The sequence below is a fragment of the Flavobacterium melibiosi genome (assembly GCF_048158545.1).
GTDB lineage: Bacteria > Bacteroidota > Bacteroidia > Flavobacteriales > Flavobacteriaceae > Flavobacterium > Flavobacterium melibiosi.
The window spans coordinates 71,757-88,780 of record NZ_JBLNKU010000008.1; the positions used below are offsets into that span (position 1 = coordinate 71,757).

Consider the following 17,024-nt stretch of genomic DNA (forward strand, 5'->3'; position numbering starts at 1 on the left):
ATCATTTGTTATTTATCACGTCACTCAAAGCTTTTATATAGCTTTTTCCGTGAACTAAATCAGGTTCCATGTAATTTCCTTCAGCCCATTCATTCCAGGATTTAAGCATGACAATTTTATTTTCATCTTGTTTATTATTTATCATTTTTAATACATGATCAACATGCTTCTTAAAATATTCAGGGGTAGAACGATGAATAATAAAACCTCTATTTCCACTTCTTGGACTATGATCCCAATTAGGATAAATTGAGGGATAAAAATTTTCTTTTCTATCCAATTCTGATGTAAAATGAGGATAAGCTTCTTTATAGTCGACTGTGAAAGGGGGTCTTTTTAAAAAAAAGTTTTTTAACCTAAAAAAAGTTTTTTTTATCAGATTAGATGAACTGTAAACCCCCCACATTCTTTCAGATGAAAATGCTTTGTATCCAACATTTTCTAATGATTCTATATCATTGTCATTTTGTAATCTTCCAACAAAATGGATCCCTTTAAGTCCTTCTTCAATAGCCCATTTATTCCACAAGTTTAAAAATTCGTCCGGCAAAGTTTTCGTATCATAGATAAAAAATATGGGGCAATCATTCACTCTTATATATCTTGGGTCGAGAAATGCTTTCAATGCGTATTCAAAATGCAATCTATAATCTTCTTCGCCAGGATAGGTTTGCTCTATAAGTAAACGGTCTTTTTTAGCACCTTCACTATTCCATTCCTTTGCATACCAAGAATGATTAGCCCAACCCAAGCAAAAGGGGTAATCTGGTTTTCCACTTTTTAATACATCATCAAAAATATTTTCCATTAAACGTTTCCCATTTCCAAACCAGTAATGCCAATACATAAACCCTTCAATTCCTGCTTCTCTCGCCATTTCAGCCTGAGACTCTCTTACTTCCGGCATACGCAAATCATAATAACCCAAATCTGCTGGAACCCTTGGTTGATAGTGATTTTTATATAGTGATTTTGCTTTGCCAACATTAGTCCATTCTGTGAATCCTTTTCCCCACCAAAGATCATTCTCAGCTATTGGATGAAATTGGGGCAGATAAAATGCTATAACTCTTGCTTTTTTAGGTGTCATTAGTATATTAAGTATTGATGATATTATTTATTAATTTTTATCAGTGTTAATACATCCTTTATTTCTTAGATATTATTAATTATTCTTTTAAGAATATAGTTCAACTAGGAGTGATGTCACCCATACTTCAGAAAGGAATATAATAAAATTAGAGAGGATTACTTTTCAAGAATTGGTGATAACTTTTTGACTTTATTATATTTATTATTGGCTAATGAATTGATACTTAAAAATGAAACAATGAAAAAAGCGAACACAAATGTGTTAATCGAGTTGTTATTTGCAAAAGCTGTAACCCAACACGCAATCATCACGATCAATTTATCTTTAATATTATATTTTTTTAAGCAAAGATAGGATATGATAAGTTCGAGTATCACCTTAAGTACTCCTACAATCCATCCCCACCACGCAATAGTTAGAAGTATACCGTTTTCAATTGACACTTCTGTTCCTGGCATATAAATAGTACGTCCACCGAACACAATATCTTGAAAGCTCCAGCGTTCATTCCAGAAAAAGAAATAACTCATCAGTCGAGTAAGTGAGGAGTCGTCGGTAAGATTATTTTTTTCTGCCAATCGACCAAAAATATTGGAATTTTGCTGAATAAAATATGTAAAATCATTCAGAAACAGAGTATAAACAAGTGTTCCTAATACAATAATATAAATTGGTTTTAGATTGTATAGTACATAACGGTAAATCAGTAAACAGCCCAATATAATTGTCGCCGTTCGTGAATTAAAACTAATCATAGCTAAAGAACCCAATAGCAATAATAAAATTTTCAAAACCCAATTAATATCTTTACTAATCATAATAAATGACATAATAATAAGCGTTACATTAGCTGAATATAAGGGATGTTCCATCAAGCCAAACGCTCGAAAATCCATCTTAGCTGAAAATTCATTAAACTTTGCAACATATGAATAGTCAAAAAGGTTCATTTGCATTTTATACTCTATAACTGCTAGCACACAATGGCTAATGAAAAATGCTATTAAGATATAAAACATGAATCGCGGCGTATAATATTTTCGTGACGCTATGACAATGACGGCAAGAAATATCCACTGCAAAGCGTCTGTTACAGGGTATTTTTCCTTTTCTGGAAGAATAGCGTGTAAAATCATTCCAAAAAACATAACTCCAATATATAACCTCTCCACCTTGTTCCCTTTCTTGTATGTAGAAGAAAGTAGTAACGGTATTCCCATTAAGTAAGTTACATTTATTAACCAACCTATATATTTAACATCCCATACTAGATTTAAATATGATATGTTAATGGCAAAAATCAAGATTAAGCTAAATACAAATATCTTTTTTGTCATTTATTCTTGTTTAGTTACAGATTTCGTCATTTGAGTTTGGATCCCTAACAGCAGCACAGGAAATTAAAATTATTTTACAGCTGTCAGATATAGATTCATAGAAGGATGACATACAGCCAATCTGTTTATCGAAATATATTAGTTCGTCTGAATACTAATTATATGTTTGTACATATCAAAAATTCCTAGACAATATTGTTCATTCGAGAAATTGTCAATAGCAATGCGCTGTGCTGCAAGAGCTTTTTTTCTGTACGCCTCAGTACCAGCTATATTTGCTACTCGCATCATCTGTTCTTTTAGCTCTTCAGAACTATTGAAAAGATACCCACCACCCGTGGCATTCAAAATCTCTTTGGTTCCTCCTGTATTACGTCCAAGTACGAGACACCCCATAAATGAAGCCTCAACAGTCATTCGACCAAGCCCCTCAAAATTAGATGCCACGACAAGCGCTGTAGCATCCTTCATTAAATTTACTACATCAGGACGAAAATCGTGAAACTCTATACGGTCACCAACAGATAAACTAGATACCAATTCAGCAAGCTTTTCCGAATAGGATTTATTTTGTGATTTACCTACAATAATTAAGCGGTGTTCCGGCAGTTTATCTGCAATACTGGCAAAGGCTTTAATAGCTACCTCAACTCTTTTTTCGGGAGAAATCCGATTTGCAGAGAGAAAATATGGTTTCTTTTCATGAACATAGACTGCACTTGCCGCAGGTAAAATTCCATTCCACATAGCTTTAGCCGTTTTTATACTTTTCAAATCAAAATATTCCAAGATATCATTTGTAATTGCCACCACGTTTGTTGTCCGAAGCAACCTTTTAAAACTGCTCTTTGAAGGCATTATTGTCCATCCAAAATCTTTTGTTTGATATTCACGCAGATGCCAAAGATGAGGAATTCCAAGTTTATTACAAGCTCTTAAACCTTGCTGAAAAACACCTACGTTGGTATGTACAATATCCGGATTATGCTTTTGAATCAGCGTTAAGACTTGCTGGTTACTTCGGGATAATCGGTACAACTTCCGCATCAAACGCCAGGGAAATTTAACGAAATTATTTTGCCAGCCAAACAGTTGGCAATCTGGATAAACTGAAGTCTCATCTTCAAAGCTTTCCAAAACACATCCTCTCGCTTTTATATAGTCAATGAAATCGTAATTACAATTTAAGTTCGAGATAAGTATAACAATATCGCAACCCAAATCTATCATCCCATCTAATATTATTTGTAAGGATATTAAAGATCCATCCATAGATGTAGGTCCTAGAATATAAACTATTTTAATATTTTTCTCTCTCATCTTTTGTGTCTACTTAATAACTTTTCTATTTGCGTAAATACTATAACACGCTCCGTCTGCTCCAGACCTAGAGAAAAAATAAAAGTGAGCGACATTAAAATACAGGCAATTCCCGAAGAAACTAATCCCAAAAAGTTATCAGGGAAGAATTTACAAAGGTAGTTTGACAAAATTGCGGATGGTAAAGATGTTATTATTACTGGTGCAAAAACAGTTCTAAAATAATATTTGATTGACAAACCGAGTTGTTGTTTGGCAATGAGTAAGCGAAAAAAATGTGCTACAGCGTAAATTGAAATCAAGACAATTAAATAATAATACGCTGGAAAGCCAAGCTTAAATAAAAAGTAAGATATGGGTAAAATCAATAATGTCCAAAATCCTATAATAACTTGGTAATTTCGTATATTACCCGTAGCCTGTATAAGCGCAGAAATGGGGTTCTCAAAAACATTAACTAAAGAATATATCAGCATTAATTGAGAAAAGAGCACCATATCATCGCTAACTTGACTTAAGCCCAACCATATAACAAGTATTTTTGGCATTAAAATAATCAATGGTAAAGTAACTAAGAACAATAAATAAAAAGAAAGCTTAGAACTCCTAAAAACTAATTTAAACATATAATCATGCTCCCCAGAAGCATAACTCTTTATAATTTGTGGTCGTACCGCCATGTAAAAATTAGTACTGAAAGATACCACAATACTATTTATTTTATCAGATATTGCTTTTGCAGCATTTACTAAAGGGCCGAAAAAAATATTTAGAACTAATGTCTGGCCTTGTGTATTAAGAATGTACGTTACGCTGCCAAATATATTCCATCCCATATATCCTAGCATTTTTTTATATAATGATTGATCCCATGAAAATTGGTAGTTACATCCTTTTATTTTATATACGCAATACACACAATAGAATAGTGTTATCAAAAAAGTCACGAACATTGTCAGAAAACCATAAGTCAACAATTTATCAAAAGTTGACGCATAAAGAATATATGCCAATAAGAGTTTAAACATAACTTCAAGAAAACTCATAAATGCATAAATACCCATCTTTTCATGGGCAATAATTGACGACATATAGGGAATGGAAATTAAATCTATAAAGAAAGTAACAACCGAAAAGTAATAAACCCAAAGAGCAATATCTTTCTTGTCATTTGGTATCACTATAAAATCGTTTATTAGCCATGGTCCAATCGCTATAGCTACAAACATTAGCACTAAAGAAAAACTTAAAAAAATAGTTAGCAACATACTAAACACTCTATTGTAACTCTTACCATCTCCACTTCCCAACTCGAATGCTAAAAAACGTTGCGTGGCAGATGTCATCGAACCATTAAGCATCCCAAGAAAACCAACTACCCCCGCTACTACATTATAAATACCGTAATTCTCAATACCTAACTGTTCTAAAACGATTCGAGTTGTAAATAATGATACGAGAGACACTAATATCATTCGAAAATACAACAAAAGTGTATTTTTTGCTATTCGCTTATTATTTTCAGTATTGGGCATTAAGCATTCATTTTTTTAACTTTATTTTATTAATCATTATAGCTATTTCCTACGCTCCTGTTTACAAACCCTATACTATGTATCACATTAAAATTATTTTTAAATCCGCAGTAGCCAACCTTCAATTTTTTTTGTATTGGGAATATTTTCGGTCACTCTATGTCTAACATCTATAATTTGGGTAATAATTTATAAACTCTTTCAAATCTCCTTTAAAAGTAGTTTTAACTTAAATACACATCTTGCCGCCTCCAATCTTCCCACAATATATTTTAGTTTAACTCAGTAAATCAGGGTTTTCTCTTTCCAATTCATTGTATACATTTTTCACATCCTGCGAACTATCTTTATGCAAGATCAAATTAGCATTATCTGTACAAACAAAAATGGTATTTTTCAAGCCCACAAAAGCAGTATAATTGGTTGTCCCAATGACCATATTCCCATTTTTATCCACGGGGTGCCCAGTAGAGACCAAATAATCATAAACCGATTCAAAAGATCCCAAATCAGACCAAATGAAGGTGGATGGAACTACTTTTATTTTTTTGCTTCTTTCCATAACCGCATAATCAATGCTGATGGAGGGGATATCGAGAGACAACGCTAAATCTAACGTACCTTCAATATTGTTATCCCAGGCAATTTTGGATTTTTCGTATACTTCCGGTTTAAATGATTTCAATTCTTCCAGAAAAACTCCTGCTTTGAAACAAAACATGCCACTGTTCCATAGAAAATTTCCTTTGGCAATAAAATCCTTAGCAGTAACCTGATTGGGTTTTTCCCGGAAAGAAACAACATCGTCACCTTTACGTTCAATATAGCCATAGCCAATTTCAGGCTTGGTAGGAACAATTCCAAAAGTGACGATATACCCTTTAGCGGCTTTGGTAACTGCTTCGTTTATCGCTGCTTCGTAATTTTCCATTGCATCAATAATATGATCCGATGGGGTTACGATTAAAATATCTTCCGGATGAGCGGCAAAAGCAGCAAACGCAATGGCTGCAGCTGTGTTCCTTGGTGTCGATTCAATGATGTCAATATAGGAAGTGTTCGTTTTTTCTAAAATTTTTCTACTCAAATGACAGTTGTCAATGTTCCCGACAACCATCACTTTATCGGCTATATTGCGATTGCGATCTACGGTCATTTCAAATAAGGACTTGCCGTCAAAAATGTCTAAATATTGTTTGGGTTGACTTTTGCGTGACAATGGCCATAATCGGCTACCGACTCCTCCGGTTAGTATGACATGTGTAATTGAAGGTTTATTTTCCATGTTTTGCTTTTAAATCTTTGCTATATATGCTTTTATATTCTATACTTTTTACAATCTTCCATCAACTCCATCCCCTAAAATTCCTTTAACATCATACAATAAACTGATGTCATTTTGCAATTTAGAGATATCGATTGTCAGAAACTGATGGTGTGCCACTCCTAGAACGACTGCGTCAAATTTCTGATTTGGTATTAAATTAGTCGTAACCAAGTTATATTCTTTTTGTACTTCCAATGGATTTGCAAGAGGGTCATAAGTCGTTACTGTAATTCCGTAATCCGTTAAAGCAGCAATGACATCCACAATTTTGGTGTTGCGAACATCAGGACAATTTTCTTTGAAAGTGATTCCCAGCATTAAGAGCGTGGCCCCATTAACCGAAATTCCTTTTTTAATCATCAACTTTACCACTTGGGAAGCGACATAATCACCCATACTGTCATTCAATCGTCTCCCTGCTAAAATAATCTCAGGATGGTATCCAAATTCTTGTGCACGTTGCGCTAAATAATACGGATCTACCCCGATACAATGTCCACCAACCAATCCAGGTTTAAAAGGGAGAAAATTCCATTTTGTTTTTGCCGCTTCTAAAACAGCGTTGGTATCAATATTCATTAGATTGAATATTTTAGCCAGTTCGTTTACAAAGGCAATATTAATATCCCGTTGGGAGTTTTCAATTACTTTTGCAGCTTCGGCAACTTTTATGGAAGGAGCTAAGTGTGTCCCGGCAGTAATAACTGATTGGTACAACTCATTGACGCGCCTTCCGATTTCGGGAGTGGAACCCGAAGTAATTTTTAAAATTTTTTCTACGGTATGTTCTTTATCCCCGGGATTTATTCTTTCAGGGGAATATCCTGCAAAAAAATCAACATTAAATTGCAGTCCCGAAACCCTTTCCAACACCGGTACACATTCCTCTTCGGTTACCCCTGGATATACTGTAGATTCATAAATGACAATGTCTCCTTTTTTCAAAACACTGCCGACCGTTTCACTGGACTTATACAAAGGCGTTAAATCAGGACGGTTATTTTTATCTACCGGTGTGGGAACCGTTACGATGTAATAATTGCAATCCGCCAAATCAGTTACAGCTGTGGTACAATACAAGCCTTTAGTTTCACCGGGCTTTTCGAGCAGTACTTTTTGTAATATCGCATCTTCCACTTCAAATGTAGTATCCGTTCCTGATTGCAACGAAGCCACTCTGGATTGATTGATATCAAATCCTACAACAGCATGTTTGGTTGCAAATAACCGCGCTAGTGGTAAACCTACATAACCCAAACCAATCACTGCTATTTTTATAGTTGCACTCATTTTTTAAAACAATATCAATTAACTTTTGTTAACTATAATACACCGCTTCGCTATTCAAACTCACAAAAATGAGCTGAAATCGAGATAATTTTGTGTGCAAATATAGACATATAGATCAGTACTTTTATTGTATTTTAAAAGTTCAATGTTACATAATTATTATATCTACACAACAAAAAAATTAACGTGCTGTAAATCAGATATTAAACAAGCCCCCCAGCTTAAAATAAATTATATGCCATTTAAAACGGCATTGCTTTTTGCAAAAAAAATTCAATACACCAAACTATTTTTACTAAAAAAGCAGTATTTGTAAAATCAATTACAAATACTGCTTTGTATACTAAAAAACACCTGTTCCTTAATTAATTCATCGCAACGGATTTTAGAAACACCTCCAAGTTATAATTTACTTAAACTTCATTTTCAAAACACACCCCAATGATTCCAAAACCAGAACATAATGGGTGTTATTTACTTCCTGGACAATGGCGGTTTGAGTAGAAAATGGCCCTGAATCCAATGCTATGGTGTCGCCAACTTGAAATGGAACTACCGAAACTTCACAAGTATCAGGTCCGTCCAGTCCTCTTTTAATAATACTAATTTCTTCATCCCTGACAATGGCAGGTTTACCCAGCCAAAATAAATACCGTACCGCACCTGCCGACTGGAATACTAAATTTCGGTCAGACTCTGGCAATTGAACAAAAACATAGGAATTAAAAAGGGGTACTTCTACCTTCTTTTTTCGATCAGACCATTGACGCACTACAGTAATCAAAGGACAATAGCATTCTATTCCAAACTTTTTTAATTGTTCCGCTACTTTTTTCTCCCATTTGGGTTTTGTATAAACGACATACCAATTCATCTTGTTTGTTGTATAGTAATAAAATTAGTTTTCAGTGCAAGTAATCAGTCACAGTGTCAATATTCTGAATAAACTTTTAGACATGACAACACTCCTGTTACGCCACTCCTTTGCAACGTTGCAATTAATTAATTAGGAGCCTATCCCCTGATAAACAAACCCAATCGCTTCAAGGACCGGACCATCAAGTATGTTTCTTCCATCAAACACAAAAGCCGGTTTTTGCATGGAGTCATAAATTTTTTGCCAGTCATACTGGACAAATTCGTCCCATTCCGTAAGTATCGCTATGGCATGAGCGTTTTCGCAAGCTTCATAAGGCGTATCAAATGACATAATACTGGCTGCATTAGTGGAAGCCGCTCTGGTTGCTAAGTAATCCAAATCAGCCAACACTTTTTTTCTGGATACTTTAGGATCATAGACCGCAATTTTCGCATGTTCATTAATCAAATCATCGGCAACGTAAATAGCTGCTGATTCTCTGGTATCATTGGTATCTTTTTTGAAAGCCCAACCCAGGAATGTAATTTTTTTATCGGAAACGGTATTGTAAAGTGTTTGAATGATAGTATTGGAGAAACGTCTCTTTTGATGATCATTCATTATAATTACCTGTTCCCAGTAATCGGCCACTTCGTTCAATCCATACGATTTGGCGATATAGACCAGGTTCAAGATGTCTTTTTGAAAACAAGAACCCCCAAATCCAACAGACGCTTTCAGGAATTTTGACCCTATCCTGCTATCCATTCCTATGGCTTTAGCTACCTCATTGACATCAGCTCCCGTTTTTTCACAAAGCTCTGACATGGCGTTAATCGAAGAAATCCGTTGTGCCAAAAATGCATTCGCCGTAAGCTTAGACAGCTCTGATGACCAAACATTAGTTGTTAATATTTTAGCTGGAGCAACCCAATTTGAATACACATCAACCAGTGCCTGTATAGCCTTTTGTCCTTCTTCCGAAGGATCTCCACCAATTAAAATTCGATCCGGATTCAACAAATCCTGAACAGCAGTTCCTTCAGCAAGAAATTCCGGGTTAGAAAGAATTTGAAACTGCACCCCATTACCGGTATGATCCAGAATACTTTTGATTGCCTCAGCAGTTCTTACCGGAAGTGTCGATTTCTCAACCACTATTTTATTATCTTTTGCTACTCTGGCAATTTGTCTGGCACACAACTCAATGTATTTTAGGTCAGCCGCCATACCCTTCCCTTTTCCATAGGTTTTTGTAGGCGTATTTACTGATATAAAAATGATTTGGGCTTCGTCTATTGCTTTATCCACCTCCGTTGAGAAAAATAAATTTCTGCCTCTGGCTTCCCCAACAATTTTGTCTAATCCAGGTTCATAAATGGGAATATTATCTGTATTTGCATCGTTCCAAGCTGCAATTCGTTCTTCATTTAAGTCTACTACCGTAACTTGTATGTGTGGACATTTTTGAGCAATAACTGCCATGGTAGGACCTCCAACGTAACCGGCTCCTATGCAACAAATTTTTGTGATTTTCATTTTCTAATTTTCAATTTGCAAATATATTTTATTTTTTCTATCCACCTTTCCTCAAAAAAAGATTTTTTATTTAAGATTATCCCAGTACCAGCCAACGGCCTCTTTCAATCCTTCTTGCATGGAATACTTAGGATCATAACCTAATAAAGTCTTGGCTTTATCGATACTTGCCAAAGAATGTGGAATATCCCCCGCTCTGTTGGGCCCGTATTCAACAGGAACAGCAGCAATCCTCGGGTCATATTCCGACAAAAATTCTTTCAAATAATCAACCAGATTGTTTAACGTATTCCTGTCTCCATAAGCAGTATTGTAAACCGTATTTATCGCCACAGGATTTTTTGTCAGCATCGCCAACTCATTCATTTGAATCACATTGTCAATATAGGTAAAATCACGGGAGTAGTTTCCGTCCCCATTTATTTTTGGACTTTCCAATTGCATGAGTTGCATCACAAATTTTGGAATAACGGCTGCATAAGCTCCATTAGGATCTTGCTTCCTGCCAAAAACATTAAAGTATCGTAACCCTATTGTCTCTAAACCATAGGTTCTGCTAAATATTTCAGCATATAGTTCATTTACATATTTTGTTATTGCGTAAGGGGACAGCGGTTTTCCAATCACTTCTTCTACTTTTGGCAACCCAACGGAATCTCCATAAGTGGAAGAACTTGCCGCATAAACAAATCGTTTTACATTAGCATCACGAGCAGCTACCAGCATATTTAAAAACCCCGAAACATTGACATCATTGGTCGTAACCGGGTCAATTAAAGAACGTGGCACAGAGCCTAAAGCAGCCTGATGCAACACATAATCTACTCCTTTTACCGCATTTTGACAATCTGTTGCATTCCGAATATCTCCTTCTATTACACGAAAATTTGGATTATTGATAAAGTCTTTTAAATTATGTCTGTACCCTGTCGCAAAATTATCAAAACAAACCACTTCGTATCCTTTAGATAAAAAATATTCACAAAGATTAGAACCTATAAATCCTGCTCCGCCAGTAATTAATATGGTATTTTTTGTTCCTTCTTTCATATTTTCTTAATTTAAAAACAACCCATTATTTAGTTTGCTTTTTACGGAATTTTCTAGCAACTTTTTCGAAGATATTTTTTGGACTTTCCTCATCATGATATCCATTTGAATAAGTCCCATATCCATATCCGTAACCGTAACCATATCCGTAACCGTAACCAGCTCCGTATTTAGCTTTATTCTCAAAGCCATTCAAAATAATACTGGTATTATTTAACTCACCGCGCTTTACTCGGTTGTTCAGCAACATAATCATTTCTTTTTTAGTAAAATTCTGTCTTACAATATATAAAGTAACATCACAATATTGTGCTAATTCCAAAGCATCAGAAACCAGTCCAACTGGCGGTGTATCTAAGATAATGTAATCGTATTTTTTCTTTAACTCTTCAATTAAATCCTTCATTCCTTCACTCATAATCATCTCAGCAGGATTAGGAGGAACTGGACCCGAGAGAATAACATCCAGGTAGGGAATGTGCGTATGATTTATGATTTCTTCAACTGTTTTTTGCTTAATAAGATAATTGACAACTCCCACTTCATTGGACAAATTAAATTCAGTGAACAACTTAGGTTTTCTTAAATCAAGACCAATTACTACTGTCCTTTTCTCGCTTAACGCAAATACTGTTGCAATGTTGATAGAACAAAAAGTTTTTCCCTCACCACTTACTGACGATGTTATCATGAGTGTTTTAGCACCGTCTACATTTTGTTGTTTATATAAAAACTGAAGTGAAGAACGAATGGCCCTAAAGGATTCTGACAAAGCCGATTTAGGTTTGTCATAAACCGCTAAATTAGTATCATCTTTATTCAGCCCAATGACTCCTATCAAAGGAATTTGTGTCTGCTTACTGATATCCTCCGTATTTTGTATCGAATTATTAATAAAGAAAATGGCAAACACAAAAAGTAACGGAAACAATATTCCCAGAAATAATGCTAACACATAATTTACAGATGTTTTTGGCCCAATAAGTCCACCGCCAACATCCTTTGCCGGATCTATAAAATGGACGTCTGATAAATTTGCCGCTTTAACAATATCGGCTTCACTCCTTTTTTGAAGAAACGTGCTATAAATATTATCACTTAAATCATATTTTCGTTTAATCTTAATCAACTCTTGCTGATCTTCCGGAAGTTGTTTTATGGTACTTTCCGTTTCATTAATTTTACTGCTGACAATTGCTAAATCATACTGTAAAGAAGCTTTGGCTGTTGCTATATTTTCTAACAATACATTTTTAACAGCCTCCATTTGATTGTCGAAATCCTTGAATATCTTATCGCTTTTTACCGCATACGCCATTTCAGATCTTTGGGTAGACAATGCAATCAATTTCGAAACACTTACAACAATATTCGGATCTTCAATTCCTGCTACTGATGGTGCTGGAAGTTTAGAATAGTCAATACTATTCTTTAAATATGCTTTTAGTGAATTATAATAGGCCAGTTTACGTGTGACTTCGTCTTTCTTGACATCAAACTCCAGAATCTTATCCGAAAACTTGGCTCCGCCCTCTTCTATGTCATAGATATTTTTGTCTTTTCTAAATGATTTTAGTTCATTTCCCGTTTCCTTTAGTTGGGATTCCATCGTAACCAATGTACTGTCTATAAACGCAATTGTATTCGTCGCAAACTGATTTTTGCTGTCCAATTGTCTTTTCATAAGCATTTTAACTGTCGAATTCAAATATTCAACCATTCTTGCTTTATTGGTTCCTTGCATACCTAAGGTAATTATGGAACTGCCCTTATCATCTGATTTAACGTTTATTCCTTTGTATGCTGATACTGTTCCGTCAAAATCATTAAACCTTACAAAATACTCATTCCCTTTATAAAAACCAGGATTATCTTTTATTTGCAATTTCCAATTTAAAAAAGGCAATGCTACTTGCTCGCCAACTTTATATCTCTTTACTAAATCACCAATTGCAACCGCTGTATTACTGTAAGAATTACTTGAATAGGTTATTAATGAAACATTTTGGCTTTCAAATGGAATTCTGATTTCATATGTGTTTTCACTCAAAAATTTAATTCCAATTAGATTCCCTGTTAACTGCCCTTTTGATTTATCGATATTGACATAAAAAGGAACGGCTCCATAAGCATCTTCAAGTTTATATTTCCCTTGAACTAAGTAGTTAATGTAATATTGTAGTTTTTCCACAACCAATTCATTATGAGATCTGGATTGTAATGTTGTTGAAATGGTTTGAACCTGATCTGAAGTTCCCCCCCAGTTAAAAACCAAACTGGTATTTGAGGTAAAAAGAGGATTACTTTCTTCCTTTACCGAAATAAGTGTTTCCATACCGTAAATTTTTTCTTTACGAATATTTACTTGATAGGCAATTGTGAAAGTGATTAATAAACTCAGTAAAAACCATTTCCAATAACTTCCGATTTTCATCAAGAATCCCTTAAAGTCAAAACTCACTTGGTTTTCAAAAATCGAAAAATCTTTTATATCTAACATTTTCTGAACGCTGTTTTAATTTTTTAATAGCAAAAAGGTAGTTGTCCCCAATGACAATAGTGTAATGATTGTCCCCAACGATTCTATTCCTGTTTTTCCGGTTCCCCAAGTTTTTTGTTTGAGTGGTTTTACATAGATATAATCATTTGGTTGCAAATAATAATAAGGCGATTTCATCACATTTATATCGGTAAGATCTAAATCCTGCATTTGAACCCCGGTTGGTGTTTTCCTCATGATGGTCACCGATTTTCTATTTCCGGTAATCGTGATATCCCCAGAATTTGCCACAGCTTCCATAATAGTAACATGCTCCTGAAATAAAGTTTTAGTTCCCGTACTTCCTACTTCTCCATTAATAGTATATCTGAAACCTGCTAATTTTACGGTCACAAAAATATTAGCTTCGGTATTAAAATACTCTGCTAATAATTGCTTCTCAATTCTAACTCTAATCTCATCCAGCGTGTATCCAATCACGTTTAATTCTCCCAAAACAGGAACTCTGATATTCCCATGATCATCAACCGTAAAACCATCAAAATACAATCCTGCCTCTGATTTACCTCCTGAATTGCCTTCTCCTGTAGGGCTAAAAATAGCCACTAATTTTGGATCTATCGCTTTTATGGTGATACTCAAAACATCGTTAGTTTGCAATCGGTAAGGTTTTGATTCGACTGCTGCAATTGTGGCATCCTCTTGCGAATTATTCTTTTTCTGAAGATAAATTAAATCTTGAGTTGAAATACAAGAAGTAAATAACACACTAATAATTAGCAATAAATAGAATCCGGATTTGCTCATTTTCGATATTTTTAACGACAAATATAGCTTTTCATTTACGATTTAAAAAGCATAGCTATTCATTCAGTGGATTAATTATTTTTAAAAGACTTTTCAAAAGGCACTCTATGCAATATACTTCTCCCCAAGGTAACTTCATCTGCATATTCCAGTTCATCACCTACCGAAATTCCTCTTGCAATTGTTGATATAATTATTTCACAATCAGCAATTTGTTTGTAGATGTAAAAATTAGTGGTATCGCCTTCCATAGTGGAGCTTAAAGCAAATATTATTTCGTTTACACTACCTGATTTTACTTTTTCGACTAATGTAGTAATATTTAACTGACTAGGCCCAACCCCGTCAATAGGCGAAATTTTACCTCCTAAAACATGATAAATCCCTCTAAATTGACCCGTATTTTCAATTGCCATTACGTCACGAATATCTTCCACAATGCAAATGATTTGATGATTTCTGCTTTTGTTAGCACAAATTTCACACAGTACGCTATCCGAGATATTATGACAACTGCTACAATACTTAATATCTTCACGCATAGCCACCAAGGCTTGTGACAAAAAACCAGTTTGCTCTTTGGGTTGTTTCAATAAATGCAATACCAATCTTAACGCTGTTCGCTTGCCAATTCCCGGCAACTGAGACATTTCGTTAACTGCTTTTTCTATTAATTTTGAAGAAAATTCCATAAAAGCAAAAGTAGTCAATTTGTCCCGAACGTTCGGAATAGAAAATTTGAAAATTTGAAGATTATTTATGTAATTTGGTCCAAACAATTTTTACACAAAATGACTCCAAGCACCATTCTACTACTTATAATCGTTTATTTTGGAATTTTATTTTACATCTCCCATGCCGTAAGTAAAAAAGACAGTGGAAATGATGCTTTTTTTAAGGCCAATAAAAATTCAAAATGGTATCTAGTAGCTTTTGGAATGATTGGAACCGCACTTTCCGGAGTTACTTTTATTTCGGTTCCGGGAGAAGTGGGCGCACCAAGCGGAGAACAATTCAAGTATTTCCAGTTTGTATTGGGTAATGCGATTGGTTTTGTCATTATTGCAAAAGTGTTGCTGCCGCTGTATTATCGGATGAATCTAACTTCAATTTATGGTTATATCGAACACCGATTAGGAATTTATTCTTATAAAACTGCCGCAACAATTTTCCTGATTAGCAGAACAATTGGATCTGCATTCAGATTGTATCTCGTTGTGATTGTTTTACAACGTTTTGTTTTTGACTTTTACGGAATTCCTTTTGCCGTTACGGTTTTGATTTCGCTGGCTTTGATATTTGCTTATACCTATCGTGGCGGTCTAAAAACGATTATTATAACTGACACTTTACAAACTTTTTTCTTAGTCTCTTCTGTCTTTTTGACTATTTTCTTTATTTGCAGAAGTTTAAATTTAAATGCTTTTGAAGCCTTTGAGGAAGTGAAAAACAGCAATTATTCTAAAGTATTTTTCTTTGAAGATTTCATATCAAGCAAGTTTCATTTTGTGAAACAAATTCTGGGTGGAATTTTTGTAACCATTGCCATGGTCGGTTTGGATCAGGATTTAATGCAGAAAAACTTAAGTTGCAAGAACATTGGTGAAGCCCAAAAAAACATGTTTACCTTTACTGGAATATTTGTAGGTATCAATATCTTTTTCCTTAGCGTGGGTGCTTTACTTTACATCTATGCCACTAAAAACGGAATTGAAGTGCCAACCGATTTAGTTACCGGAAAACCCAGAACCGATTTACTTTTCCCTGAAATTGCCTTTAATCACTTAACGCTAATCCCATCCATTATTTTCTTATTGGGATTGACCGCTGCAACATTTGCGACAACTGATTCCGCATTAACAGCACTTACCACTTCATTTTGTGTAGATTTTTTAGGAATGGATAAAGCAGAAAATCTAAATAAACCAAATGTAGTACGAACCAGACATTTTGTTCATATTGCCTTTTCGTTTTTAATGTTTCTGGTCATTATTTTCTTTAATGCTATCAATGACAGTTCTGTAGTTGGAATGATTTTTAGGGTTGCATCCTATACGTATGGTCCACTTCTGGGATTGTATTGTTTTGGATTGTTTGTAAAGTCGAAGACTGTTAAAGACAAATTTGTTCCAATAATTTGTTTCCTATCTCCGGCTGTAACTTACTTTATCAGTGAAAATTCGAAAACATTATTTTTTGGATATGTATTCGATAACGAACTGATAATCGTAAACGGACTAATCACTTTTCTTGGATTGTTATTGATTAGCAAGAACGCTACTTCTGAAACACGATTTTAGATTTTTAGCCCATCCCGAAGTTTCGGGAGGCAGCGGCATCCTTTTCTTGTTCCGTTTTTTTAACGGA

Annotated in this window: 13 protein-coding genes; 1 reads left to right on the forward strand and 12 read right to left on the reverse strand. The window is 34.6% G+C overall.

The window, feature by feature from the left end; translation table 11 throughout:
- Nucleotide 1: 1 nt before the first annotated feature.
- From ACM55F_RS11140 to recR, 12 genes are all read right to left on the reverse strand, one after another.
- Nucleotides 2–1,090, reverse strand: coding sequence for a glycosyltransferase WbsX family protein (locus tag ACM55F_RS11140; RefSeq protein WP_416853889.1), 1,089 nt, complete (start codon nt 1,088–1,090; stop codon nt 2–4).
- Between the two features lie 158 nt (nt 1,091–1,248).
- Nucleotides 1,249–2,430, reverse strand: a complete 1,182-nt coding sequence (locus tag ACM55F_RS11145) for a hypothetical protein (protein WP_416853890.1) — start codon at nt 2,428–2,430, stop codon at nt 1,249–1,251.
- A gap of 138 nt (nt 2,431–2,568) precedes the next feature.
- Nucleotides 2,569–3,750 carry a glycosyltransferase gene (locus tag ACM55F_RS11150; RefSeq protein ID WP_416853892.1) on the reverse strand — a complete coding sequence of 394 codons (1,182 nt, stop codon included), beginning with the start codon at nt 3,748–3,750 and terminating at the stop codon, nt 2,569–2,571.
- The gene (locus tag ACM55F_RS11155; protein WP_416853893.1) at nt 3,747–5,285 is read right to left on the reverse strand and encodes a lipopolysaccharide biosynthesis protein; all 1,539 of its coding nucleotides are present in this window, start codon (nt 5,283–5,285) and stop codon (nt 3,747–3,749) included. Before ACM55F_RS11155 ends, ACM55F_RS11150 begins: the two co-directional genes overlap by 4 nt.
- Nucleotides 5,286–5,562: 277 nt before the next feature.
- Complete coding sequence (locus tag ACM55F_RS11160) at nt 5,563–6,570, reverse strand: mannose-1-phosphate guanylyltransferase (RefSeq protein ID WP_416853894.1); 1,008 nt, start codon at nt 6,568–6,570, stop codon at nt 5,563–5,565.
- A 48-nt stretch (nt 6,571–6,618) separates the two neighbouring features.
- Complete coding sequence (locus tag ACM55F_RS11165) at nt 6,619–7,902, reverse strand: nucleotide sugar dehydrogenase (RefSeq protein WP_416853895.1); 1,284 nt, start codon at nt 7,900–7,902, stop codon at nt 6,619–6,621.
- A gap of 409 nt (nt 7,903–8,311) precedes the next feature.
- Complete coding sequence (locus ACM55F_RS11170; RefSeq protein WP_416853896.1) at nt 8,312–8,776, reverse strand: UpxY family transcription antiterminator; 465 nt, start codon at nt 8,774–8,776, stop codon at nt 8,312–8,314.
- Nucleotides 8,777–8,908: 132 nt separating this feature from the next.
- Nucleotides 8,909–10,300: a UDP-glucose 6-dehydrogenase gene (locus tag ACM55F_RS11175; RefSeq protein ID WP_416853897.1), complete on the reverse strand. Its 1,392-nt coding sequence runs from the start codon at nt 10,298–10,300 to the stop codon at nt 8,909–8,911.
- 66 nt (nt 10,301–10,366) lie between these two features.
- Nucleotides 10,367–11,350, reverse strand: a complete 984-nt coding sequence (locus ACM55F_RS11180; protein WP_416853898.1) for an SDR family oxidoreductase — start codon at nt 11,348–11,350, stop codon at nt 10,367–10,369.
- Between the two features lie 25 nt (nt 11,351–11,375).
- Nucleotides 11,376–13,850: a polysaccharide biosynthesis tyrosine autokinase gene (locus ACM55F_RS11185; protein ID WP_416853899.1), complete on the reverse strand. Its 2,475-nt coding sequence runs from the start codon at nt 13,848–13,850 to the stop codon at nt 11,376–11,378.
- 15 nt (nt 13,851–13,865) lie between these two features.
- The gene (locus ACM55F_RS11190; protein WP_416853901.1) at nt 13,866–14,657 is read right to left on the reverse strand and encodes a polysaccharide biosynthesis/export family protein; all 792 of its coding nucleotides are present in this window, start codon (nt 14,655–14,657) and stop codon (nt 13,866–13,868) included.
- Nucleotides 14,658–14,728: 71 nt separating this feature from the next.
- Nucleotides 14,729–15,349, reverse strand: a complete 621-nt coding sequence (recR, locus tag ACM55F_RS11195) for a recombination mediator RecR (protein WP_416853903.1) — start codon at nt 15,347–15,349, stop codon at nt 14,729–14,731.
- Between the two features lie 99 nt (nt 15,350–15,448).
- Between recR and ACM55F_RS11200 the strand changes: the two genes are divergently transcribed.
- Nucleotides 15,449–16,957: a sodium:solute symporter gene (locus tag ACM55F_RS11200; RefSeq protein ID WP_416853904.1), complete on the forward strand. Its 1,509-nt coding sequence runs from the start codon at nt 15,449–15,451 to the stop codon at nt 16,955–16,957.
- Nucleotides 16,958–17,024: the final 67 nt, after the last annotated feature.